This window comes from Citromicrobium bathyomarinum, assembly GCF_038594605.1.
GTDB lineage: Bacteria > Pseudomonadota > Alphaproteobacteria > Sphingomonadales > Sphingomonadaceae > Alteriqipengyuania > Alteriqipengyuania bathyomarina_B.
Genome location: NZ_JBCFZM010000002.1, coordinates 678,304 through 699,444 on the forward strand (window position 1 = coordinate 678,304; position 21,141 = coordinate 699,444).

Annotated in this window: 23 protein-coding genes; 8 read left to right on the forward strand and 15 right to left on the reverse strand. The window is 67.0% G+C overall.

Annotation, left to right across the window (positions count from 1 at the left end; genetic code table 11):
- Positions 1-101: 101 nt before the first annotated feature.
- Positions 102-1,256 (forward strand): tRNA 2-thiouridine(34) synthase MnmA, encoded by a 1,155-nt coding sequence (gene mnmA, locus AAG612_RS10375; RefSeq protein WP_342509927.1) that lies wholly within the window; start codon positions 102-104, stop codon positions 1,254-1,256.
- A 27-nt stretch (positions 1,257-1,283) separates the two neighbouring features.
- Here the strand turns inward: mnmA and AAG612_RS10380 are convergent, their stop codons facing one another.
- Positions 1,284-1,679 carry a hypothetical protein gene (locus tag AAG612_RS10380; RefSeq protein WP_342509929.1) on the reverse strand — a complete coding sequence of 132 codons (396 nt, stop codon included), beginning with the start codon at positions 1,677-1,679 and terminating at the stop codon, positions 1,284-1,286.
- Positions 1,680-1,710: 31 nt separating this feature from the next.
- Here AAG612_RS10380 and AAG612_RS10385 point away from each other — a divergent pair, with 31 nt between their 5' ends.
- Positions 1,711-2,844, forward strand: a complete 1,134-nt coding sequence (locus AAG612_RS10385; protein WP_342509931.1) for a serine hydrolase domain-containing protein — start codon at positions 1,711-1,713, stop codon at positions 2,842-2,844.
- Positions 2,845-2,862: 18 nt separating this feature from the next.
- Here AAG612_RS10385 and AAG612_RS10390 read toward each other — a convergent pair whose 3' ends face one another.
- The 3 genes from AAG612_RS10390 to pdxH are packed head-to-tail and all read right to left on the reverse strand — an operon-like array spanning position 2,863 to position 5,287.
- The gene (locus AAG612_RS10390) at positions 2,863-3,687 is read right to left on the reverse strand and encodes a PhzF family phenazine biosynthesis protein (RefSeq protein WP_342509934.1); all 825 of its coding nucleotides are present in this window, start codon (positions 3,685-3,687) and stop codon (positions 2,863-2,865) included.
- Complete coding sequence (locus AAG612_RS10395) at positions 3,684-4,661, reverse strand: cation diffusion facilitator family transporter (RefSeq protein WP_342509936.1); 978 nt, start codon at positions 4,659-4,661, stop codon at positions 3,684-3,686. The genes AAG612_RS10390 and AAG612_RS10395 overlap by 4 nt, the downstream gene beginning before the upstream one ends.
- Positions 4,658-5,287, reverse strand: a complete 630-nt coding sequence (pdxH, locus tag AAG612_RS10400; RefSeq protein ID WP_425341846.1) for a pyridoxamine 5'-phosphate oxidase — start codon at positions 5,285-5,287, stop codon at positions 4,658-4,660. The genes AAG612_RS10395 and pdxH overlap by 4 nt, the downstream gene beginning before the upstream one ends.
- A gap of 79 nt (positions 5,288-5,366) precedes the next feature.
- On the opposite strand from pdxH, the gene AAG612_RS10405 reads away from it, so the two are divergent.
- Positions 5,367-6,383, forward strand: a complete 1,017-nt coding sequence (locus AAG612_RS10405; RefSeq protein ID WP_342509937.1) for a mannose-1-phosphate guanylyltransferase — start codon at positions 5,367-5,369, stop codon at positions 6,381-6,383.
- A complete protein-coding gene (locus AAG612_RS10410; RefSeq protein ID WP_342509939.1) occupies positions 6,380-7,180 on the forward strand; it encodes a class I mannose-6-phosphate isomerase in 801 nt (266 codons plus the stop codon). Before AAG612_RS10405 ends, AAG612_RS10410 begins: the two co-directional genes overlap by 4 nt.
- A gap of 6 nt (positions 7,181-7,186) precedes the next feature.
- Here AAG612_RS10410 and AAG612_RS10415 read toward each other — a convergent pair whose 3' ends face one another.
- Complete coding sequence (locus AAG612_RS10415) at positions 7,187-8,215, reverse strand: hypothetical protein (protein ID WP_342509940.1); 1,029 nt, start codon at positions 8,213-8,215, stop codon at positions 7,187-7,189.
- Between the two features lie 151 nt (positions 8,216-8,366).
- Here AAG612_RS10415 and AAG612_RS10420 point away from each other — a divergent pair, with 151 nt between their 5' ends.
- The 3 genes from AAG612_RS10420 to fabI are packed head-to-tail and all read left to right on the forward strand — an operon-like array spanning position 8,367 to position 11,213.
- On the forward strand, positions 8,367-9,350 hold the full coding sequence (locus tag AAG612_RS10420; protein ID WP_342509943.1) for a DnaJ C-terminal domain-containing protein: 984 nt from the start codon (positions 8,367-8,369) through the stop codon (positions 9,348-9,350).
- A 7-nt stretch (positions 9,351-9,357) separates the two neighbouring features.
- Positions 9,358-10,392: a YihY/virulence factor BrkB family protein gene (locus tag AAG612_RS10425; protein WP_342509945.1), complete on the forward strand. Its 1,035-nt coding sequence runs from the start codon at positions 9,358-9,360 to the stop codon at positions 10,390-10,392.
- Positions 10,389-11,213, forward strand: coding sequence for an enoyl-ACP reductase FabI (fabI, locus tag AAG612_RS10430; protein ID WP_342509947.1), 825 nt, complete (start codon positions 10,389-10,391; stop codon positions 11,211-11,213). Before AAG612_RS10425 ends, fabI begins: the two co-directional genes overlap by 4 nt.
- A 3-nt stretch (positions 11,214-11,216) precedes the next feature.
- Here the strand turns inward: fabI and wecC are convergent, their stop codons facing one another.
- Entirely contained in the window at positions 11,217-12,515 is a 1,299-nt protein-coding gene (gene wecC / locus AAG612_RS10435; protein WP_342509949.1) for a UDP-N-acetyl-D-mannosamine dehydrogenase, read from the reverse strand.
- A gap of 109 nt (positions 12,516-12,624) precedes the next feature.
- Here wecC and AAG612_RS10440 point away from each other — a divergent pair, with 109 nt between their 5' ends.
- Complete coding sequence (locus tag AAG612_RS10440) at positions 12,625-13,626, forward strand: SDR family NAD(P)-dependent oxidoreductase (protein WP_342509951.1); 1,002 nt, start codon at positions 12,625-12,627, stop codon at positions 13,624-13,626.
- 109 nt (positions 13,627-13,735) lie between these two features.
- Here AAG612_RS10440 and wecB read toward each other — a convergent pair whose 3' ends face one another.
- The 9 genes from wecB to AAG612_RS10485 form a co-directional block, all read right to left on the reverse strand.
- The gene (wecB, locus tag AAG612_RS10445; RefSeq protein WP_342509953.1) at positions 13,736-14,887 is read right to left on the reverse strand and encodes a non-hydrolyzing UDP-N-acetylglucosamine 2-epimerase; all 1,152 of its coding nucleotides are present in this window, start codon (positions 14,885-14,887) and stop codon (positions 13,736-13,738) included.
- A gap of 47 nt (positions 14,888-14,934) precedes the next feature.
- Positions 14,935-15,498: a hypothetical protein gene (locus tag AAG612_RS10450; protein WP_342509955.1), complete on the reverse strand. Its 564-nt coding sequence runs from the start codon at positions 15,496-15,498 to the stop codon at positions 14,935-14,937.
- A 113-nt stretch (positions 15,499-15,611) separates the two neighbouring features.
- Complete coding sequence (locus AAG612_RS10455) at positions 15,612-16,130, reverse strand: demethoxyubiquinone hydroxylase family protein (RefSeq protein WP_342509956.1); 519 nt, start codon at positions 16,128-16,130, stop codon at positions 15,612-15,614.
- Complete coding sequence (locus tag AAG612_RS10460; RefSeq protein ID WP_342509958.1) at positions 16,127-16,603, reverse strand: disulfide bond formation protein B; 477 nt, start codon at positions 16,601-16,603, stop codon at positions 16,127-16,129. Before AAG612_RS10460 ends, AAG612_RS10455 begins: the two co-directional genes overlap by 4 nt.
- 17 nt (positions 16,604-16,620) lie before the next feature.
- Complete coding sequence (locus tag AAG612_RS10465; RefSeq protein ID WP_342509960.1) at positions 16,621-17,958, reverse strand: S41 family peptidase; 1,338 nt, start codon at positions 17,956-17,958, stop codon at positions 16,621-16,623.
- A 118-nt stretch (positions 17,959-18,076) separates the two neighbouring features.
- Complete coding sequence (locus AAG612_RS10470) at positions 18,077-19,318, reverse strand: murein hydrolase activator EnvC family protein (protein ID WP_342509962.1); 1,242 nt, start codon at positions 19,316-19,318, stop codon at positions 18,077-18,079.
- A gap of 6 nt (positions 19,319-19,324) precedes the next feature.
- Complete coding sequence (locus AAG612_RS10475; protein WP_342509966.1) at positions 19,325-19,747, reverse strand: 23S rRNA (pseudouridine(1915)-N(3))-methyltransferase RlmH; 423 nt, start codon at positions 19,745-19,747, stop codon at positions 19,325-19,327.
- 83 nt (positions 19,748-19,830) lie between these two features.
- Entirely contained in the window at positions 19,831-20,196 is a 366-nt protein-coding gene (gene rsfS, locus AAG612_RS10480; RefSeq protein WP_425341847.1) for a ribosome silencing factor, read from the reverse strand.
- Positions 20,197-20,334: 138 nt separating this feature from the next.
- Positions 20,335-21,129 carry a nicotinate-nucleotide adenylyltransferase gene (locus tag AAG612_RS10485; protein ID WP_342509968.1) on the reverse strand — a complete coding sequence of 265 codons (795 nt, stop codon included), beginning with the start codon at positions 21,127-21,129 and terminating at the stop codon, positions 20,335-20,337.
- Positions 21,130-21,141: the final 12 nt, after the last annotated feature.

Here is a 21,141-nt window from a genome sequence, read left to right on the forward strand (position 1 = left end):
TGGTCAACAACGGGTAAATTTGCCGCCCCCTGAATCATCGCGCGTGCCCCCCTTCGCTTGTCTCGCCCCCGGGGCAGGCTATATGCGCTGGCCTGGTACCTATGGCCGACACCACCTTCCTCTCGAACGCCGAACAGGCCGCGAGCCTGTTCGATCTGCCGCGCGCCGCCGCCGACTGCCGCATCGTCGTCGCCATGTCGGGCGGGGTCGATTCCTCGGTCGTCGCGGCGCTGGCCGCGAAAACCGGCGCCGATGTCGTCGGCATCACGCTCCAGCTTTACGATTACGGCGCGGCGACGGGCCGCAAGGGCGCGTGCTGCGCGGGCGACGATATCGCCGATGCGCGCGCCGTGGCGGACCGGCTGGGCATCGCGCATTATGTGTTCGACCACGAAAGCGCCTTTCGCGAATCGGTGGTTGAACAGTTTGCCGACGATTATCTCGCAGGCCGGACTCCGGTGCCGTGCATCCGTTGCAACATGGGGCCCAAATTCACCGATCTGCTGACCATGGCGCGAGAGCTGGGCGCGGATTGCCTTGCCACCGGGCACTATGTCCGCCGCGCGATGGGCGCGAGCGGGCCCGAACTGCACCGGGCGCAGGACGCCAGCCGGGACCAGTCCTATTTCCTCTTCGCGACCACGCAGGAGCAGCTCGAATTCCTGCGCTACCCGCTGGGCGGCATGCCCAAGACGCTGGTACGCGAGCTGGCCGAGGATGCCGGCCTGCGCAATGCAGCCAAGCCCGACAGCCAGGATATCTGCTTCGTCCCCGACGGAAATTACGCCAAGATCGTCAAGGGCTTGCGCCCGGAAGGCGGGCGCGGGGGCCGGATCGTGCATGCCAAGACCGGGGAGACGCTGGGCGAGCATGCCGGCGTGATCCATTTTACGGTCGGCCAGCGGCGCGGGCTCGACATCGGGGGCCAGCCCGAACCGCTCTATGTGGTGGAGCTGGACGCCGATGCGGCGGAAGTGCGCGTGGGCCCCAAGGCGATGCTGGCGACCGCATCGGCTCGGCTGGTCGAAACCAACCGGATCGGCCCGCTGCCGGATATGCCGCAGAGCGCAAAAGTCCGCTCGCTCGCCAAACCGGTGCCGATCACGCTCGAAGGTTCGCTGGGCGACGAAGCGCCCGTCACCCTGACCTTCGGCGAGCCCGAATTCGGCGTCGCGCCGGGGCAGGCGGCGGTGATCTACGCGGGCGAGCGTGTGGTCGGCGGCGGCTGGATCGACAGCACGACGGCTGCGGCCTGAAAAGCGGACGCCTGAACCCGTGCGGGCCTAGTTTTCGTACGGTTCCAGCACGCAGCCATAGCCTTCGCGAAAGGTCGCGGTCTGACTGGCGACGAGCGGGAAGGTCGCGGTGACGCTCTTTTCCGCGGGATCGTCCGACAGGCGAACCAGTTCCATCCCCGCAACCTTGTCCTTCGCGCAATCGCCGATGTCGCGCCCGCCGATATAGACGCACGAACAGCCGACGCGGGCGGCGTAGGACGCACCCGTCGTCGCATAGCCGTTGATGGCCGTACGGTTCGCGAACCACGCCACCGCCAGCACCGTCACGAGCACCAGCACCGCCACCAGCAGCACACGCGGCCACAGCCTGCGCTTGCCCGACGGCGCGGGTGCGGGCCCGCCCAATTCGGGTCCGTCGGAAAAGGTATCTGTCGTTGCCAAGCGTGCGTCTCTCGTGCGAATTGCTGAGCCCATGTTGTCGCGTCGCACCCTCCTGCTTGCAAGCCCTGTCTGCCTCGTCCTCGCGCTGACCGCTTGCGGTGGCGGAGCGGAGCCCGATCCCGGCCCGACCGAAACCGAGCTGGCGGCGGTTGCGCAAGCTCCCGGCGTGGGCCGCGAACGGCTGGCGATGGAGTTCGGCGACCTGTTCGATGGCGAAGAAGGCCTCGGCGAAACGCGCGCCGCCATCGTCATGCACCGGGGCGAGATCGTGGCCGAGCGCTACGCGCCCGAATACGGCGCGGACACGCGCTTCATCAGCTGGTCGATGGCCAAGACCGTCACTGCGGTGATGGTCGGCATGCTCGTCGCAGATGGCGCGCTGGAACTGGATGCACCCGCGCCGATCGCGCGCTGGCAGCGCCCCGGCGACGCGCGCGCGGAAATCACGCTGCGCCACCTGCTCCAGATGCGGTCCGGCCTCGACCATACCGAAGGCGGCGAGGTGCCCTACGAATCGAGCGAAGTGCGCATGCTATTCCTCGACCAGCGCGACGACATGGCGAAGTTCGCGGAAGAACAGCCGCTGGAGGCCGAGCCGGGCGAGAAGTTCGAATATTCGAGCAACACGACCGTCATTCTCGCCGACATCGCGGCCGATGTGCTGACCGACGGGAGTGGCGATCCCGATAGCCGGCGCGACGCGGTCGACACATATCTGCGCACCCGCCTGTTCGGCCCGCTCGGCATGACCTCGATGGTGCCCGAGTACGACGCTGCCGGTACGCTGATCGGCGGCAGTGCGATCCACGCGACCGCGCGCGACTGGGCGCGCTTCGGCGAATTCCTGCGCAACAAGGGCAGCTATCGCGGCACCCAGCTGGTGCCCCGCAAATGGGTCGAGTTCATGCTCGAGCCGAGCCCGCCAGCGCCCTTCTACGGCGGACAGACCTGGCTGAACACGCAGGCGAGCGATCCGCAGAACCAGCTCTATCCGATCGACAAGCCGGAGGGGGTGTTCGCCGCGATCGGCCATATGGGCCAATACATCGTCGTCTCCCCGAAACAGCGGCTGACCGTCGTGCGGCTGGGCCATTCGGACGCGGAGCAGCGGCGCGCGCTGCTGCGGCAGATCAACGACGTGGTCGAGCTTTATCCGACCGAATAGGCTTTACCCGGATCGCACCTATTCCGGCAGCCTGAACTGGCCCTCGACCACGGTGACGCAGGGGCCACCGAGCCATACGCGCTCGCCATCCATCCGGCATTGCAGCAACCCGCCGCGCCTGGAGGCCTGAAAGGCGCTCATCGTATCGCGCCCCAGCCGCTCGGCCCAGAACGGCGCGAGCGCGGCATGGGCGGAACCGGTCACGCTATCCTCGGGCACGCCCCAGGCCGGCACGAAGACGCGGCTGACGATGTCCGTGCCCGACTCGCCCGGGTCGCCGGGCGCGGTACAGATGACCATCCGGTCGATCTTGGAAAGCGCGCGCATATCGGGATGGAGGGCGCGCACTGCTGCTTCGTCTTCCAGCAGCACGATGGTCGTCTGCTCCGCCCCGCTGACCGATTCGAACAGTGGCGCTTTGACATGCAGGGCGCTGAGCAGAGAGGAATACTGCCCCTCTTCGACCCGCGTGATCGGCAACGCCAGTTCGTAACCCGTATCGGTGCGGCGCACTTCGAGCACACCCGCCTTGCGGGTGCGGAAGGTGACCGTATCGCCAGCGCCGAAGCCGTTCTTCGGGTCCAGCAAGACATGGCCCGCCGCGAGCGTCGCATGACCGCACAGCGCGACCTCGCTGGTGGGCGTGAACCAGCGCAGCTCCCAGTCCGCCGTGCCGGTGGTGTCGCGCACCACGAAGGCGGTTTCGGCAAAGGCGTTTTCTTCGCCGATCGCCTGTAGGGTCGCATCGGGCAGCCACGAGGAAAGCGGCATCACCGCCGCCTGATTGCCCGCAAAGGGGCGGTCCGCAAAGGCATCGACATGCCAGTAGGACAGCCCGCTCATTCCGGCTTTCCGTTCGTGTCGGGGTTCATCGCTGTCTCTCCAAGCTTCTTGAACTGGTCTTCCTCGACCAGCGTATTGGCGGGATCGTCGACATGGCCTTCGGGATCGATATGGATCAGCACCTCCGCATCGGGGAATTCGGCGTGCAGATCCTGTTCGACCCGTTCGATAATGTCGTGAGCCTTCTCAACGGTATAGTCGCCCGGAAGGTCCACATGGAATTGCACGAAGTCGATTCCGCCACTGGTACGCGTCCGCAGATCGTGCAGCCGCGACAGCTCCGGATGGCGCGCAGCCACCGCGACAAAGCGCCGCCGCTTGTCCTCGGGCCATTCGCGATCCATCAGGTGGTCGATCGCCTCGGCCCCGGCGCGCCATGCGCCCCACAGCAGCCATGCAGCGATGGCGAGGCCGAACAGCGGGTCGGCCCCGGCGACGCCGACATAGCGATCGAGCACCAGCGCCACGATCACCGCCAGATTAAGCAGCAGATCGGACTGGTAGTGAACATGATCGGCATGGATCGCGACCGACCGCGTGCGCGCGATGACGAAGCGCTGGTAGGCGAGTAGCGCGAAGGTCGCGAGAATCGCGATCACGCTGACGACGATGCCTTCCTGCGCGGCGGCCACGCGCTCGCCCCCGATCAGCGCCTGGCCTGAGCGCATGGCGATGCCGGTGGCGGAGACCGCGATCAGCATCACCTGGAATATCGCCGCCAGTGCCTCCGCCTTCCCGTGGCCGAAGCGGTGGGTGCGGTCCGCCGGCCGCGCGGCGATGATCACCCCGGTCAGCGTGGCAAGGCTGGCCACGAGGTCGAGCGCGCTGTCGGCCAGGCTGCCGAGCAGCGCCATCGAATCGGTCTGCCACACGGCCCACAGCTTGAGCCCGACCAGCAGCATCGCGGTGGCAATGGAGGCGAACGCGGCGCTCCGCCCGAGGATCGCCCTGTCGCTCGCCGCGCCGTTCCTCATGGATACAGCAGCGTGCTGGTCCAGCCATCGCCGCCGTCACCAACCTTGCGCACGAAAAGCCGCCGGTCGTGCAAACGGTTCTCCCGGTCGAGCCAGAATTCGATCCGCTCGGGCGCCAGCGTGAAGCCGGTCCAGTGGGGCGGACGCTCGACCTCGCCCCCGGCGAAGCGTTCCTCGGCGGCACGATAGCGCTCCACGAAGGTGGCCCTCTCATCGAGCGGGCGCGACTGGTCGGACGCGACCGCGCCCAGCTGCGCAGCGCGCGAACGCGAGTGGAAATATTCGTCCGCGACCTCGTCCGCCACCTGGCTCAGCGGGCCCTCGATACGGATCTGGCGGCGCAGGCTCTTCCAGTGAAACAGCAGCGCGGCGCGCGCATTCGCGCGGATTTCCTCGCCCTTGCGGCTCTGCGCATTGGTATAGAAGGTGAACCCTTCCGGCCCATGGCTTTTGAGCAGCACCATCCGGACCGAGGGGAAGCCATCGGGCGTCGCGGTCGCCAGCGCCATCGCGTTGCCGTCAGCGGGCTCGGCCTCGCGCGCCTCGGCAAACCATCTGGCGCACAGGCCCATCGGATCGTCGGTCGGCAGCGCGCTTGCGGTGGGGGTCGGCTCATGTTCGCTCATGCCGATCTCCTAGCCCCGGCGCGAGACGTGGGCAATTAGGGCATTCAATTTGCGCCTCCCGCTCGCTAGAGCAGCCGCCATGACGGGGACCATCCAGCCAGTAATCCTGTGCGGCGGCGGAGGCACGCGCCTGTGGCCGCGCAGCCGTCGCGCCAAGCCCAAGCCGTTCCTGCCGCTGCTCGGCGAGCGGACGCTGTTTCAAAAAGCGATGGACCGCGTGGGCGATGCGCAGCTGTTCGCCCCGCCGATGGTGGTCGCAGGTGAAGCGCATGTCCCGCTGGTGCTCGAACAGGGTGGCGACACGCTGTCGATCATTGCCGAGCCGATGGGCCGCAACACCGCCCCCGCCATCGCGCTGGCCGCCCTGCGCGCGCGCGAGGGCAGCGTGCTGCTGATCTGTCCCAGCGATCATCACATCGCCGACGAAGCCGCCTTTCGCGAATCGGCGCAGGCCGCGGCGCGGCTGGCGCAGGATGGCTATCTGGTCGCCTTCGGGATCGAGGCGGTCAGTCCGCATACCGGCTATGGCTACCTGCGGCGCGGCGCGGCGCTGCCCGGCGGCTATGCGCTCGACGCGTTCGTCGAGAAGCCCGACCTCGAAACCGCGCAAGGCTTCCTTGCCGACGGGCGTCACAGCTGGAACGGCGGCATCTTCGCCTTCGGGCGCGAACGCCTGCTGGATGAACTGCGCACGCATCGGCCCGAAATGGCGCGACTGTGCGAGGCGGCGGTGGCGCAAGGCGCGCAGGACGGCGCGGTGTTCCGTCCGGCGCAGGCGCCTTTCGCCGAGATCGAGGGCGAATCGATCGACTATGCGGTGATGGAAAACACGACACGCGCCGCGATGGTGCCGGTGTCCATGGGCTGGTCCGACATCGGCAACTGGGACGCCCTGCGCGAAGCGCGCGGCGGGGCCTCTACCGGCCCGCACGAACTGCGCGACTGCACCAACGTGATGGTCGATAGCGACGGGCCGCGCGTCTGCGTCGTGGGCATGGAAGACGTGATCGTGGTGGTCGACGGGGACGATATCCTGGTCACCAGCGCCCGGCGCGCGCAGGATGTCGGCAAGCTCGACGGCGTGTCGCGTCCGTGAGGCAGCTGCCGACCCATCTCGTGCAGAAGGTCTGGGGCCGACACACCCCGCCCCCGCCCTTCGTCAATCCGGGCGCGGAGCCGCTGGGCGAGATCTGGTTCGATCCGCCACCCGAAATGGCGCGCCTACTGGTCAAGTTCATCTTCACCGATGCCGCGCTCAGCGTGCAGGTCCACCCCGACGATGCCCATGCGCCCGAGGGCAAGCGCGGCAAGAACGAATGCTGGTACATCCTCGATGCCGAGCCGGGCGCGAGGATTGCGGTCGGGCTCAACCGCGAGATGGGCGTCGAAGACCTGCGCGCCGCCGCGCTCGACGGGTCGATCGAGGATGCGCTGCACACGATCGAGGTGGCGCCGGGCGATTTCTTCTCGATCCCCGCAGGCACGATCCATGCGATCGGCGCGGGCATCAGCCTGCTGGAGGTCCAGCAGAACAGCGACATCACCTATCGCCTCTACGATTACGGCCGCCCGCGCGAGCTACATCTGGAGGATGCGCTGCGGGTTGCGAAGCGCTGTCGCTACGACCCCGCGCTGCAATCGGGCGCGTCTGCATCGGGCTATGACGAACTGATCGACGGGCCGTATTTCCGGCTTGCGGTGCTTGGCGGCGGTGGCGCCGTCCCCGCGGGGCGCTTCGCGGGAGACGCCTTGCTGCTGCCGCTGGCCGAAGGCGTCACGCTGGGCGAGACCCCGCTCCCCGTTGGCAGCTGCACGCTGGCGCACGGCGTTGCGGGGCTGGCCCTGAGCGAGGATGCGCGGCTGATGCTGGTCGAGGATACTGCGCGCGGTTAGCCGCGCTCAGCGCGCCGCGTCGCGGATTGCGTCGGCGATATAGCCCGCCAGGTTGGGTCGATCCGCGATATAGGCATCGCGCGCGGTCCTCACTTCTTCACGTCGCCGCTCGCCCAGCATATCCTCGACCGCCGCACTCAATGCGCCGATCCCCGGCTGCCGCAGCGCCGTCAGCATGCCGTGCGCCGCCAGCTCTCGCGTCGTGCCGGGATGGTCGGCCCCGTCGTAGATTGCAGGCACGCCGAGGAACGCCGCCTCGTGCGCCATCGTCGCGCTTTCGCCCACATAGAGGTGGCAGTGCGCCATCACGTGATGCAGCGCGCTACGCTCCCCGCGATAGAGGTGTCGGTCGAGATGCGCGGGCAACGCACGCTCGGTCGAGATATGGACGGTGCCGCGCGCCGACAGCATTTCGACCAGCGCCGAGAGATCCTCGTCCGACCAACCCGACTTGCCCAGATCGTGGTTTGCGCCCCAGCCGACGGTGCGCAGGAAAAAGTTCTGCTCCCCTTCGACCCAGCCATTGGCACGCGCCACATCCGCGTCGCCACGGAAATTCTCGGGGTGGAAGTAGGACAGCTCCTTCACGCCGGGGAAGCGCGTCGTGCGCCCCTCGGGCACCGGCCCAGCATAGGGTTCGGGCACATAGAGGCGGGTGATGAAGGGCCAGGTCAGGCGGGTCTGCAGGCTGGCGGTGTCCGCCGCATAGAAGCTGACCGAGGGGATGCCGGTCAGCTTGCCGACATGGGCGATCGCGACCCCGCCGAAGCCGACCATCACATCGGGCCGGAAGCGGCGCGCCATGCGCAAAATCGCGGCGTCGCGCAGTACCAGCTCTCGCGCCAGTCCGACCGTACCCTTGCCCGCCTTCGATGCCACCTCGTGCGGCAGGCCGAATTCGTCGAGCAGCGCGCAGGCCACGTCTTTCTCGCGCGAAGCGATGCGAACCTCGGCGCCTGCATCCATCAGCCGGGCGAGCGGGTGGCGGAAGAACAGCACGTCGGCGGGATGGACGATGTCGACGAGGACTTTCATGCCCCTGTCCTGAGCATCCCCGGGCCCCGCGCGCAATCGCCTGGCGGGGGCTGTTCCCCGCCCTCTCGCGAAAATGCAGTCCGATCGGGCAACAGCATCAATATGGTGAAGCGCCTTGCGCGGGGGGCCTGCCAATTCTAGCTAGCAGGTGATGGCGGATCCTTATGACATTCTCGGCGTCGGGCGCTCCGCATCCGAACAGCAGATCAAAAGCGCGTATCGCACGCTGGCAAAAGAGCTGCATCCGGACCGCAACAAGGACAAACCCGACGCGGCCGAGCGATTTTCGGACATCACCAAGGCTTACGACCTGCTGTCCGACAAGAAGCAGCGGGCGCGCTACGACCGGGGCGAGATCGATCTCGAAGGCAACCCGACGAACCCCTTCGCGGGGGCCGGAGCGGGGGGAGGTGCCGGATATGCCGGCGGGCGCGGGTCAGCAGGCGGCTATTCGAACCAGGGCTTTGGCGGCGAGGAAGTGGATCTTGGCGATCTGTTCGAAGGCCTGTTCGGCGGCGGTCGTGCTGGCGGGATGGGTGGCGGACCGCGCGGTGGCCCCGGTGGTATGGGCGGTGGGATGGGCGGCGGCTTCGGTCGCGGCGCACCCCCTCCGCGCAAGGGAGCGGACACTGCCTATCGGCTGGTCGTACCCTTCATCGACGCTGCCCGGCTGAGCGAACAGCGGATCACGCTGTCCGACGGCAAGACGATCGACCTCAAGCTGCCCGCTGGGGTGGAGAGCGGCACGCAAATGCGGCTGCGCGGCAAGGGCGAACGGGGCCCCGGCGGGGCGGGCGATGCGCTGGTGACGATCGAAATCGACCGTCATGCCTTCTTCGAACGCGATGGGGACCGGGTGCGGCTCGACCTGCCGATCACGCTGACGGAGGCCGTCAATGGCGGCAAGGTGCGCGTGCCGACGGTCGATGGGCCGGTGATGCTGACGATCAAGCCCGGCACTTCAGGGGGCACCACGATGCGCCTCGCGGGGAAGGGATTTTCGCGCAAAGGTGGTGGACGCGGCGACCAGCTGGTGACGATCCAGATCGTTCTGCCGGACGATATCGGCCCGCTGAGCAAGGCGCTCGAAGGGTGGACGGACAACACGAATCCGCGCGCCAATCTGGGCACCTGACCTGCCGATGCGCCGCATCATCCCTCGCTTGAAACGGGCACTGCCCGACCGCGAATCGCGACAGATACACTCGCTCACACCGGAAGACCGGCGGCGCGAAGCGCTGTCCATCCGCAGCGGCGCGGCGCGGCCACTGCCCGCCCACATCAAATCCTACGAAGTCGGACGCAGGGTGGTGGTCGGGACGTTCAACGACGGATTTCTCTACGCCGGAAACCTCGCCTACATGTCGATGCTGGCGATCTTCCCCTTCTTCATCACCGCCACCGCGATCTTTGCCGCACTGGGCGAGGGGAACGAGCGTGCGGCCACGATCAACGCCCTGCTGCTCGCGATGCCGCCAGTGGTGGCCGATGTGATCGAGCCGGTCGCGCGCAGTGTGATCGATGCGCGGCAGGGCTGGCTATTATGGGCAGGCGGGGCGATCGGGCTGTGGACCGTGGGCAGTCTGATCGAGACGATCCGCGATCTGCTGCGCCGGGCCTACGGCACCGAAGCGACGCAGGCCTTCTGGCGCTATCGCCTCGCGTCCACCGCGATGATCATCGGCGCGGTGATCCTGCTGATGCTCTCGCTGATCGCGCAGGTCATGATTGGCACCGCGCAACAGGTGATCGAGGCGTATTTCCCGCTGCTCAGCGATGCGCTCGACAAGCTCGCGCTGGCGCGATTCGTGCCCGGCTTCGGACTGTTCGGATCGATCTACGCGCTGTTCTACATCCTCACGCCGGGCCCCTATCGCCGCAAACGCTACCCCAAATGGCCTGGCGCGGTGGCAACGACATTGTGGTGGGTGGGCGTAACCGTCGCCCTGCCGCCGGTGCTGCGCAGCTTCTTCGCCTACAGCCTCACCTACGGTTCGCTCGCCGGGATCATCATAACGCTGCTGTTTTTCTGGCTGGTGGGCCTCGGCCTCGTTATCGGTGCGCAACTGAACGCGGCGCTTGCCGAAACGCCGGAGGAGGAACGCCTCAGTCGGCTCGGCGGCGGGGAACCGCGCATCGCGCCAGAAGCTCTCGCTTACGAAAGGAAAGATCCATGACCGGTCTTATGGAAGGCAAACGCGGCCTCATCATGGGCCTCGCCAACGACAAGTCCCTCGCCTGGGGGATCGCGAAGAAGCTGGCCGAGCACGGCGCGCAGCTGGCCTTCACCTATCAGGGCGAAGCGCTGGAGAAGCGTGTGCGACCGCTGGCCGACCAGCTGGGATCGGACATCGTGATCCCCTGCGATGTGAGCGACATGGACAAGCTCGACGCAGCCTTCGATGCGCTGAAGGAACGCTGGGACGGCCTCGATTTCGTGGTCCACGCGATCGGCTTTTCGGACAAGAACGAGCTGCGCGGGAAGTATCTCGATACCAGCCTCGACAATTTCCTGATGACAATGAACATCTCGGCCTACAGCCTGGTCGCTGTGGCCAAGCGCGCGGCGGCGATGATGCCGCCCAAGGCAGAGGACGGGACAGGAGGCGGATCGATCCTGACGCTGACCTATTATGGCGCGGAAAAAGTCATCCCGCATTACAACGTGATGGGTGTCGCCAAGGCCGCGCTGGAAACGAGCGTGCAGTATCTCGCCAACGACCTGGGGCCGGCCAACATCCGCGTCAACGCGATCAGCGCAGGCCCGATCAAGACACTCGCCGCGAGCGGGATCGGCGATTTCCGTTACATCCTGAAGTGGAACGAGCTGAATTCGCCGCTGCGCCGCAACGTGACGATCGACGATGTCGGGGGATCAGGCCTCTATTTCCTGTCCGACCTCTCTGCCGGGGTGACAGGCGAGGTGCACCATGTCGACGCGGGCTACCACGTCGTGGGCATGAAGCAGGAAGACGCGCCCGATATCGCGCTGGACTGAGGCCTAGCTCGCGAGGCGCAGCGGGGCGCGGCCATCGCGGTCGCCATCGCCTCCCCATGCCCCGCGCGTGTCGTAGACCACGGCATTGCGACGTTCCTCTGCCGGGATGGAGCGGAACAGGTCATGGTCGACCAGCAGGATCATGATCCCGCAGGTTTCCAGCGCGGTGTCGATATCGATCAGGCGCGCCCCGGTGTCGCCGAACTCGACCGGCAGCTCGCGCGCATAGGGCTCCACAATATTGATCCGCTCGCCGAACCGGCGCGCCAGCCGCGCGGCGATGAAGCGCGCGGGGCTTTCGCGGAAATCGTCGATATTGGGTTTGAAGGCGAGGCCGAAACAGGCGACCGGCACGCCGGGATTCTCCGCGATCAGCGCGCCCGCGCGGGTCAGCACGTGGTGCATCTTCGCATCGTTCACCTCGCGCGCGGTGCGGATCACGCGCGCTTCCTCGGGCGCGCCGTGGACGATGAACCAGGGGTCGACCGCGATGCAGTGCCCGCCCACACCCGGGCCGGGTTGGAGTATGTTCACCCGCGGGTGCCGGTTGGCGAGGCGGATCACCTCCCACACGTCCAGCCCCTGCTTGTCTGCGATCATCGACAATTCGTTGGCAAAGGCGATGTTGACGTCGCGAAAGGCGTTTTCGACCAGCTTCGTCATCTCCGCCGCGCGCGCATCGGTGGTCACGCATTCGCCGCGCACGAAGCGCTTGTAGAAGGCGAGCGCCTTGCGCGCACAGCGCGGGGTGATCCCACCGACCGAGCGGTCGTTATGGACCAGTTCTTCGAGGATGCGTCCCGGCAGCACGCGTTCGGGGCAATAGGCGATGGCGATGTCGGGCGTGCCCGATGCGATTTCCGGCATCGCGAGATCGGGGCGGAGCGCCGCCAGCCGATCGCGCACCGCATGGGTGGTGCCGACCGGGCAGGTCGATTCGACGATGACCAGCGCACCGGCGCGCATCACGGGCGCGATCGCATCCGCCGCCGCCATCACATAGCCGGTGTCGGGCGTGTGTGCGCCGTCCTTCTCGAACGGGGTCGGCACCGCGATCACGTAGACGTCGGCGACCGGCATCTCAAGGCTCGCCTGCAAGGTGCCGCGCGCGACGACCGCCTGCACCAACCCGTCGAGATCGACCTCCTCGATGTGGATGTCGCCGCGATTGATCGTCTCGACCACCGCCTGCGACGTATCGACGCCGATCACCTCGCACCCGCTGCGCGCGATGATCGCGGCGGTCGGCAGGCCGATATAGCCGAGGCCGACTACGGCGACCTTGCATGTGTCTTTGGTCATGGGGGCGTCCTTGTCGCGCTCGAAAAGTCTCGGCCCCTTTTGCATGGCGGCGGTAAAATTTATGGTAACGGCCCGTCTGCTAGACCCCGCCACAAGCAAGGAGCCTCGTGTGAAGATTCTGGTTACCGGAGCGGCCGGATTTATCGGCGCGGCGCTGTCGCAGGCGCTATGCGCGCGCGGCGACCGGGTGATCGGGCTCGATAACCTCAACGATTACTACCCGGTCTCGCTCAAGCGCGACCGGCTGGCGCGGGTGGCGGAAGCGGCGGGCGAGGCCTTCCGCTTCGTCGAATGCGACTTTTCGGACGAGGCGGCGCTCGACCGCGCGCTGGAGGGGGAGCGTTTCACCGCAATCGTGCATTTGGGCGCACAGGCGGGCGTGCGCTATTCGCTCGAAAATCCGCGCGCCTATGCGCGGTCGAACCTCACCGGCCATCTCAATATCCTCGAACTGGCGCGCGAGCGGGGCATCGGTCATCTGGTCTATGCCAGCTCGAGCTCGGTCTATGGGGGGAACGAGAAGGTGCCCTTCTCGGTCGACGACCGCGTCGATCACCCTTTCTCGCTCTATGCCGCGACCAAGAAGGCGGACGAGCTGATGAGCGAAAGCTACGCCCATCTCTACCGCCTGCCGCAGACGGGCCTCAGGTTCTTCACCGTCTATGGCCCGTGGGGCCGACCCGACATGATGCCGTGGATCTTCACCTCGAAGATCCTGAATGGCGAGCCGATCCCGGTCTTCAACCACGGGAAGATGCAGCGCGACTTCACCTTTATCGACGATATCGTGCGCGGGATCGTGGCCTGCCTCGACAAAGCCCCGGCGGACGACGGCGCAGCCAAGCCGGGTGGCAGCGTGGCCCCGCACGCGATCTACAATATTGGCAACAACCGCCCCGAAGAGTTGATGCACGTGATCGGGATCATCGAGGAGGCCTGCGGTCGCAAGGCGCAGATCGACATGCACCCGATGCAGAAGGGCGACGTGCCGCGCACCTTTGCGGATATCGACGCGATCGCGCGCGATCACGGTTTCGCCCCGCAAACCACCGCCGAGGAAGGCTTCCCGCACTTCGTCGCGTGGTTCAAGCGTTATCACGGGATCGGCTGAAGAGCCGGGATGGGGCCGAGGCTGACTAACGTTCGTGCTGAGCTTGTCGAAGCGCGAACGCCGCCCCACGCCCGCCCTTCGACAGGCTCAGGACGAGCCGATTTAGGGGCTAATTCATGGCATTTCGCTGCGCCATCAGCTCGGCGATGCGGGCGGAGGACTTGCCATCGCCGAAGGGATTATGCGCCTGCGCCATCGCGGCATAGGCGGCTTCGTCGTCGAGCAGGCGGGTGACCTCTTCCACGATCGCGTCGGGATCGGTGCCGACCAGCTTGGCGGTCCCCGCCTCGACCCCTTCGGGCCGTTCGGTCGTCTCGCGCATCACCAGCACCGGCTTGCCCAGCGCGGGCGCCTCTTCCTGCACCCCGCCACTATCGGTCAGCATCAGCGTGCTCGCCTGCATCAGCGCCGCGAAATTGGGATAGTCGAGCGGTTCGAGCAGCGCGACATTGTCCAGCCCCGCCAGCTCGCCCATCATCGTCTCGCGCACATTGGGGTTGAGGTGGACGGGGAAGATCACCGCCGTGTCCTCGCGCGAGGCGATCCGGCGGATGGCGCCCGCAATCGCGCGCATACCCTCGCCGAAATTCTCCCGCCGGTGGGTGGTCACGCCGACGATGCGCTTGCCTGCGAAGCGCGCGGCGGCGGTATGCAGCTCGGCGGCCAGCGCGGGCTTCTGCGCGATCGCATCGAGCACCCAGTGCAGCGCATCGACCACGGTGTTGCCGGTAACGTGGATATCGCCTTCGGCCACGTTCTCGCGCCGCAGGGCGGCGGCGGAGGTTTCGGTCGGCGCGCAATGCAACGCGGCCATGGTGCCGATGATCTTGCGGTTGACCTCTTCGGGCCATGGATGATGGATATCGCCGCTGCGCAGCCCCGCCTCGACATGGGCGATGGGAATCTTGCGATAGAACGCGGTCAGCGCACCGCACATGGCGCTGGCGGTATCGCCCTGGACCACCACCCAGTCGGGCTGTTCGCTATCGAGCACATCGCCGATGCCGGTGAGCAGCCGCGCGGTGAGCGCATCGAGCGACTGGTCGGCCCGCATCACTGCGAGGTCGTGGTCGGGGACCAGCCCTGCAATATCGAGCACCTGGTCCAGCATCCCGCGATGCTGGCCGGTGACGATCACCACCGGATCGAAGCGGTCGTCGGCCTTCAGCAGATGAGCCAGCGGGAAGAGCTTGATCGCTTCGGGCCGGGTGCCGAATACGAGCGCGATTTTCCGGCGGGCGGATGTGTCGATGCTGGCCATGCGGCGATGCTTACGCAAAGCCTCGCGCCAAGCCTAGAGCCCCGGGCTCAATCGTCGGAGGCGGACGGTGCGGGAAGCGCCTCGGCGGCGACTTCGCTCTCGCGCTCTTTCTCCAGCCGTTCCATATATTCGCGCTCGATCATCTCGACCCGCTCCTGCTGCGCGGCGGCATCTTCATCGATGGTCGACAGGCGCTCGGCCCGCGCTTCGGCAATCAGCTGGCCGAAGCGGGCGGATGCACCGCTTTCGCGCGCCTCGTAGGCCGCATCGATCATCTTCTGCGTGCAACCGGTAAAGCCGGCCGCGCCCGACGGGGAGCAGCTCATCGCGCCGAAATCGCCGACGAACTTGAAGCCTTCGACGCGCTGCGCCCAGGCGGTATTGTCGGGATCGTCGCTGTGCCGCAGCGGAGCGGGGATACGGTATCGATCGCCCTCGACCACGATGGTGCAGACGACGATTTCGTTCTCCGCGCTCTGATCGGGGCATTCGCTCTCGTCGTAGGCGATGACCATATTCACACGGTCGCCCGCCTCGTCCTGCGCAAGCGCGGGGGCTCCGGCCCCGAGAGCGAGGATGGCGGCGAAAGTGGCGGTGGCGAATGTCTTCATGGTGGACCTCTGCGGGTGGGCAGGAAAAGGTGTCTGCGTAGCTCGCGCCATAAGCGACGCGAATGGCTGAACTGTGACTGAAGCGGAGACGCGGGACGTCAGGTGCGCGCGCATCACACGCGCTCGCTGAGCCGGATGGCGGCGCGGCAGCCCAGCCGGATCGCGGCGGAGAGCAGCGGATAGGCCGGCGTTTCCTCTGCCCCTGCGGCGATCGCGGCATCGTGATGCTCGCGCTCTTCCTCGCGGAACTGCGCGATCATCGCCTGCAGTTCGGGTTCCTCGTCGGCGTCTTTGAGGGTGTCGAGCTGCTTGGAATAATGCAGGTCGATCTCGGTCTCGACCGCTGCGGTGCAGGCCATCGCGGCCTTGGGGCCGATCAGCGCGGTCGCCGCGCCCAGCGCGTAACCGGCGGCGGACCAGAACGGGTGCAGCGCGGTCGGGCGCACGCCGCGCTCCGCCATCAGAGCGTTGAAGGCATCGTGATGAACGTCTTCCTGACGCGCCATCGCGGCAATCTCGCCCGAATGCGGGCCGCGGTCGCCCATCACCGCCAGCTGCCCGGCATAGATGCGCGTGGCACCGAACTCACCCGCCTGGTCGACCCGGATCATCCGTTCGATATGGTCTTTCATAGAGCCTTCCGCTTTCTCGTCAGCAGCGCCAGCGCGGCCACTCCGGCGGCGCACGAGACGATGAAGTTATATCCTGCCAGAGAAACGCCCAGCAGCGTCCATGGTGCCACGTCGCACCGGATCAGCGGCGCTTGCATGATCTCATCGAGCGCGCTGCCGCCGCTCGCCGTGGTCGTTTTCGCGCAGCCGGTGATCCCTTCCCACCAATCATATTCGACGCCCGCATGGAAGCCTCCGATCAGCCCGGAGACGATGATCGCGAGGGCGCCAAGCGCGATCCACAACCGCTTCGGCGGTGCGAGGAAGGCGAGCGCGGCGAAGCCGAGTGCCGCGAAATGCGGCCAGCGCTGCCACCAGCACATTTCGCACGGATAGAGCCCGAAGCCATACTGGCTGAGGTAAGCCCCGCCGAGCAGGAGCGCGGGCACGATCAGGACGATCCAGCGCGCGGTGCGCGATTGCGTATCGAGCATCCCCCTTGCGCTCCCGGTTACTTACGCAGGGCGACCGTGCTCGCCGTGGTGCGGCGGAGCGTCTTGATCGCATAGTCGAGCTGGAAATCGTCGATCCCCTGCTCCTCGAGCTCGGCGGCGGTTTGCGAGAAGCGCGGGTCCGCCTTGAGGTCGCGTTCCATGTCGTCGTCCTTCAGGTCCGCCTCGTTGATGAGGTGGCCACGCAGGTCGCTCTCGCGCAGCTGGTATTTCATCCGCCGGGCAAGATCGGGGTCGGAAATTTGCGGCACGCGGATATCGGGCTTGATCCCGCCTTCCTGCACCGAGTGGCCGGACGGCGTGTAATAGCGCGCGGTGGTGAGCTTGAGCGCCGCATTCGCGCCGATCGGCACGAGCGACTGGACGCTGCCCTTGCCGAAGCTGCGTTCACCCATGATCAGCGCGCGGCGATGATCCTGCAATGCGCCCGCCACGATCTCGCTGGCCGAGGCGGAGCCTGCGTCGATCAGGACGATCATCGGGACATCGGCGGCGATCTCGCCGCGATAGATCGTCTCCGCATTATAGGTCAGCGACTCGCCCTGCGCGCGGCCGCGCTGCGAGACGATGCGTCCGTCCTCGAGGAACAGGTCCGACAGGGCAACCGCTTCGTCCAGCGCGCCGCCGGGGTTGGACCGCAGATCGAGCACCAGGCCGTTGACCCGCCCGTTCGCTTCCTTCTCGATCTCGTTCCACGCGGCGAACACGTCCGCACCGACATCGCGCGAGAATTCGTTGACCGTGATGATCCCCACGCCACCGTCGGCGAGGGTGTGCGTCACCGGCTCAAGCTCGATCACGCCGCGCGTCACGCTGGTCTCGATCGGTTCGTCGCTGCCGGGGCGGAAGATCGTCAGGTTGATCGAGGTGCCTGCCTCGCCGCGCATCTGCGCCACCGCCTCGTCCAGATCGCCGCCGTAGATCAGCTTGCCATCGAGATGCGTGATGAAGTCGCCGGCCTTGATCCCTGCCTTTTCGGCGGGGCTGCCACGGAACGGGCTGACGACTTTGACCGCGCCGTCTTCCATCACGACCGACAGGCCTAGCCCTGAATAATTGCCGTCGATCATGGTTTCGAGCCGCTGCAGATCGCTGCCGTCGAGATAGGCCGAATGCGGATCGAGGCTGGCGAGCATCCCGTCGATCGCGCCGCGGATCAGCTTCTCGTCGTCGACCGGGTCGACATAGCTCGCCTTGACCCGCTGATAGGTCGCGAACAGCTTCGCGAATTCGGGGGCCACCCGGCTGTCGACCTGCGCCATCCCTGCGGTCGCGATGGGAATCATGGCGAGCGCGGAGACGAGGGCGAGCGAGCGTGCGACGACGGGCAGTTTCATATCTGAGGCCTTTTGAACAATCTGCGTCTGTTTATCGCGCACGAGAGGTTAACACCAGATGGCGCGGCAACGCCCGGCAAGCCTGTATCGGGCCGGGCCGAGTCGGTAACGGCACCGCTCAGCGCGCCAGATGATCGAGCGGGTTGGCCGGGCGCCCGCCCAGCCGTAGTTCGAACCCGATCGCGCCACCGCCGGGCGGGGCGACACCAATCGGCGCGCCCGCGGTCAGTTCCTCGCCCACGGTCACATCGGTCCGCGCAAGGCCGGTGACCAGGCTGGTCCAGCCATCGGGATGTTCGACGATCACGATCCGCGAATAGCCGCGAAACGGCCCCGCAAAGGCGACGCGGCCCGGCGCGGGCGTGACCACCTGTGCGCCGCCGCTCGCGCGCACGGTCAGCCCTTCGGAACGCGAGCCATTGCGATCGACCGAGCCGTAGCCGCGCAGCGTGCGCCCATCGACCGGCAGGCGCAGACCTGCAGGCGAGCGGGCGCTGGTTGCCTTTGTCGGCGGAAGCGGCGTTGCGCGGCCCGGAGCGCGTGCCTGCGAAGGCTGCGTGGGGCGGATCACAGGGCCGGGGAGTGCGGCCAGCTCCTCGCGCAAGGACCCTGCGGCATCGATTCGCGCGACCAGACCGTCGAGGTCGCGCGCTTCTTCGGCCAGCGCCAGCGCGCGTTCCTCCTGCCGGTCGGCCTCGCCACCGCGCCGCCGCGCCGCGAGGCGCTTGCGCGTTTCGATCGCCGCGAGCTGCTGCCGTCGCAAAGCCAGCCGGTCTTCTTCCTCGGCGAGCGTGCCGAGCACGGTTTCGGCCTGGTTGCGCAGCGCACGGCTACGATCGATCTCGGCGCGCAGCGCGGCCGTGCGGCCCTGTACCTCGGGAATCGTGGTTTCGAGCACCGCGCGCAGATACATGCTGTCGCGCACCGAGCCGGGGCGGAAGACCGACAGGATCAGCGGGCGGCGCGAGAAATTCTGCAACGCGCCGGTCAGCCGGATCAGCGGCTCGCGCCGTTCGCCCAGCCGCGCATCGAGCGCGCGTTGCTGGCGCGCGATCAGCGAAAGGCGACCCTGCGCGACCGCGATTTCGGCCTCGGTTTCCTGAATTCGCGCGGCGAGCGCGGCCGATTGCTGCGCAATCTTCTCGGCCTCTTCCTGCGCCTGCGCCGCTGCTGCCTCCAGCGAACGGCCCCGCTGGGCCGCGCGCGCGGAAGCCTTCTCGGCGCGCTCTATCGCGGCGCGGACATCTTCGGTGGTTTCGAAAGCGCTCGCGGCCTGTCCCTGGCCACGCACCTGCGGCGCCAGCGCGAGGGCGGCGAGCAGGCCGAGCGGCACGGCGAAAAGGGCGAGGCGTCCGAGCATCGCGTGCTATCCTGCCCGATGATAGGGATGCCCGGCAAGGATGCTCGTTGCGCGATAGAGCTGTTCGGCCAGCATCGCGCGCGCCATCAGATGCGGCCAGGTCGCGCTGCCGAAGGCGAGCAGCAGGTCGGCCTGGCTGCGCTGCGTATCGCTGTGCCCGTCAGCCGCACCGATCACGAAGCGCGTTTCGCGGATCCCACCATCGCGCCAGTCGCCGAGGATTTCGGCCAGTTTTTCGGAAGGAAGGTCACGCCCCTTCTCGTCCAGCGCGACGGTGCGGACCGGCTCTTTGGGTGGCGGGATGCGCCCGCCGGTCTCGGGCAGTTCGGTCAGCTTCGTGTCCCACGCAATGCGCGTCAGGTAGCGGTCGACCAGCTCGGCCTCGGGCGAGCGCCCGATCTTCCCGCGCGCAAGAATGTGGAGGAGCATTTGATTTTCCGTCGGGTTGGTGTGTGTTGCGGTTGGCCAAGTGTCACCGACTCAGCGGTGCCGAACACAATGAAGACTGCCCCTTACGCAGTGCCGCCCGCTGTCTTTTTGTCATCGTCGCCGAACGACCACATGCGCTCGATATTGTAGAAGCTGCGCACTTCGGGGCGGAACAGGTGGACGACGACGTCGCCCGCATCGAGCACGACCCAGTCGGCGGCGGGCAGGCCTTCGAGCCGGACCGGGCCGTAGCCGTCCGCCTTCAGCGTCTCGGCCAGTTTTTGCGCGATCGAGGCGACCTGGCGTGTCGATCGGCCGGTCGCGACCACCATGTGGTCGGCCATGCTCGACTTTCCTTCAAGGTCGATGGTGACGATATCCTGCGCCTGATCGTCGTCGAGATGCTGCATCACCAGCGCGTGCAGCGCATCCGAACGGTCTTCAGACACGCGCGCACCCTGCTTCGAGGCTGCGATCCCGGCGGGGGCGCCGGCGGATAATGATGTGGCTTGCGCATGTGTTGTCATGGGCGAGGTCGATACTCCTGTCATTCCAAGGATATGGGAATGGCCGGGAGCAGATGCGAGTCATGCGCTGCCCGGCGCTGTATCGGCACCCTGGATGAGCCGATGGGTTATCTGGTCTCGAAGAGAAGCGGATGCGTATCCCGCAGCTCGATCCTGGGCCCAATCGGGCTCCCCAGCGCGGATCGCGGTGGCCGACCGGTCGTCGGGATCGAATCGCAGGGTCACCAGGGTCGGTGCGCTCCATTCGCCCCTGTTGGCAAAACGTGCCGCGTCCATCCGGAAGCGCCGCAACATGGCCGCCGCGGGGCTTGCGACGGTTGCCATCTCATACCCCGGTCTGGCGATCACCGCAATCGGCAGCCGCCATGCGATCCGCCGCCACGCCTTCCACTTGTGGAATTGGGCGAGATTGTCTGACCCCATCAGCCACACGAATTCGCGCTTGGGATAGCGCATTTGCAGGGCTTCGATGGTGTCGATAGTGTAGCGGGTGCCCAGTTCCCGCTCGATCGCAGTCGCCCTGATCGGTGCCCGCCGCGCCATTTTTGCCGCCGAGGCGTAGCGTGCGTGCAACGGTGCCATGCCCTCCTTGGGCTTGAGCGGATTGCCCGGCGAGACGAGCCACCACACCTCGTCCAGCCCCAGCGCCTCTAGCGCGAACAGCGAAATACGCCGATGCCCGCCATGCGCGGGGTTGAAGCTGCCGCCCAGAAGGCCGGTGCGCGGGCCGGATGGGTTGGTCCGCCGGTCCGCACGCCCCGCCAGACCGACTCGCGAGGCGCTTTGCGCGGTTAAAAGGGAGTGATCGCGACGCGACAAAATCCACGGCGCTTCAAGCGGTTCCGGAAAAAACATAGTTAATGAGAC

Bases quoted from the DNA above. Each gene is read 5' to 3' on its own strand.
- mnmA (WP_342509927.1), top strand. From the start codon at position 102: ATGGCCGACACCACCTTCCTCTCGAACGCCGAACAGGCCGCGAGCCTG.
- AAG612_RS10385 (WP_342509931.1), top strand. From the start codon at position 1,711: ATGTTGTCGCGTCGCACCCTCCTGCTTGCAAGCCCTGTCTGCCTCGTC.
- AAG612_RS10390 (WP_342509934.1), bottom strand. From the start codon at position 3,687: ATGAGCGGGCTGTCCTACTGGCATGTCGATGCCTTTGCGGACCGCCCC.
- AAG612_RS10395 (WP_342509936.1), bottom strand. From the start codon at position 4,661: ATGAGGAACGGCGCGGCGAGCGACAGGGCGATCCTCGGGCGGAGCGCC.
- pdxH (WP_425341846.1), bottom strand. From the start codon at position 5,287: ATGAGCGAACATGAGCCGACCCCCACCGCAAGCGCGCTGCCGACCGAC.
- AAG612_RS10405 (WP_342509937.1), top strand. From the start codon at position 5,367: ATGACGGGGACCATCCAGCCAGTAATCCTGTGCGGCGGCGGAGGCACG.
- AAG612_RS10415 (WP_342509940.1), bottom strand. From the start codon at position 8,215: ATGAAAGTCCTCGTCGACATCGTCCATCCCGCCGACGTGCTGTTCTTC.
- AAG612_RS10420 (WP_342509943.1), top strand. From the start codon at position 8,367: ATGGCGGATCCTTATGACATTCTCGGCGTCGGGCGCTCCGCATCCGAA.
- AAG612_RS10425 (WP_342509945.1), top strand. From the start codon at position 9,358: ATGCGCCGCATCATCCCTCGCTTGAAACGGGCACTGCCCGACCGCGAA.
- fabI (WP_342509947.1), top strand. From the start codon at position 10,389: ATGACCGGTCTTATGGAAGGCAAACGCGGCCTCATCATGGGCCTCGCC.
- wecC (WP_342509949.1), bottom strand. From the start codon at position 12,515: ATGACCAAAGACACATGCAAGGTCGCCGTAGTCGGCCTCGGCTATATC.
- wecB (WP_342509953.1), bottom strand. From the start codon at position 14,887: ATGGCCAGCATCGACACATCCGCCCGCCGGAAAATCGCGCTCGTATTC.
- AAG612_RS10450 (WP_342509955.1), bottom strand. From the start codon at position 15,498: ATGAAGACATTCGCCACCGCCACTTTCGCCGCCATCCTCGCTCTCGGG.
- AAG612_RS10455 (WP_342509956.1), bottom strand. From the start codon at position 16,130: ATGAAAGACCATATCGAACGGATGATCCGGGTCGACCAGGCGGGTGAG.
- AAG612_RS10460 (WP_342509958.1), bottom strand. From the start codon at position 16,603: ATGCTCGATACGCAATCGCGCACCGCGCGCTGGATCGTCCTGATCGTG.
- AAG612_RS10465 (WP_342509960.1), bottom strand. From the start codon at position 17,958: ATGAAACTGCCCGTCGTCGCACGCTCGCTCGCCCTCGTCTCCGCGCTC.
- AAG612_RS10470 (WP_342509962.1), bottom strand. From the start codon at position 19,318: ATGCTCGGACGCCTCGCCCTTTTCGCCGTGCCGCTCGGCCTGCTCGCC.
- AAG612_RS10475 (WP_342509966.1), bottom strand. From the start codon at position 19,747: ATGCTCCTCCACATTCTTGCGCGCGGGAAGATCGGGCGCTCGCCCGAG.
- AAG612_RS10485 (WP_342509968.1), bottom strand. From the start codon at position 21,129: ATGTTTTTTCCGGAACCGCTTGAAGCGCCGTGGATTTTGTCGCGTCGC.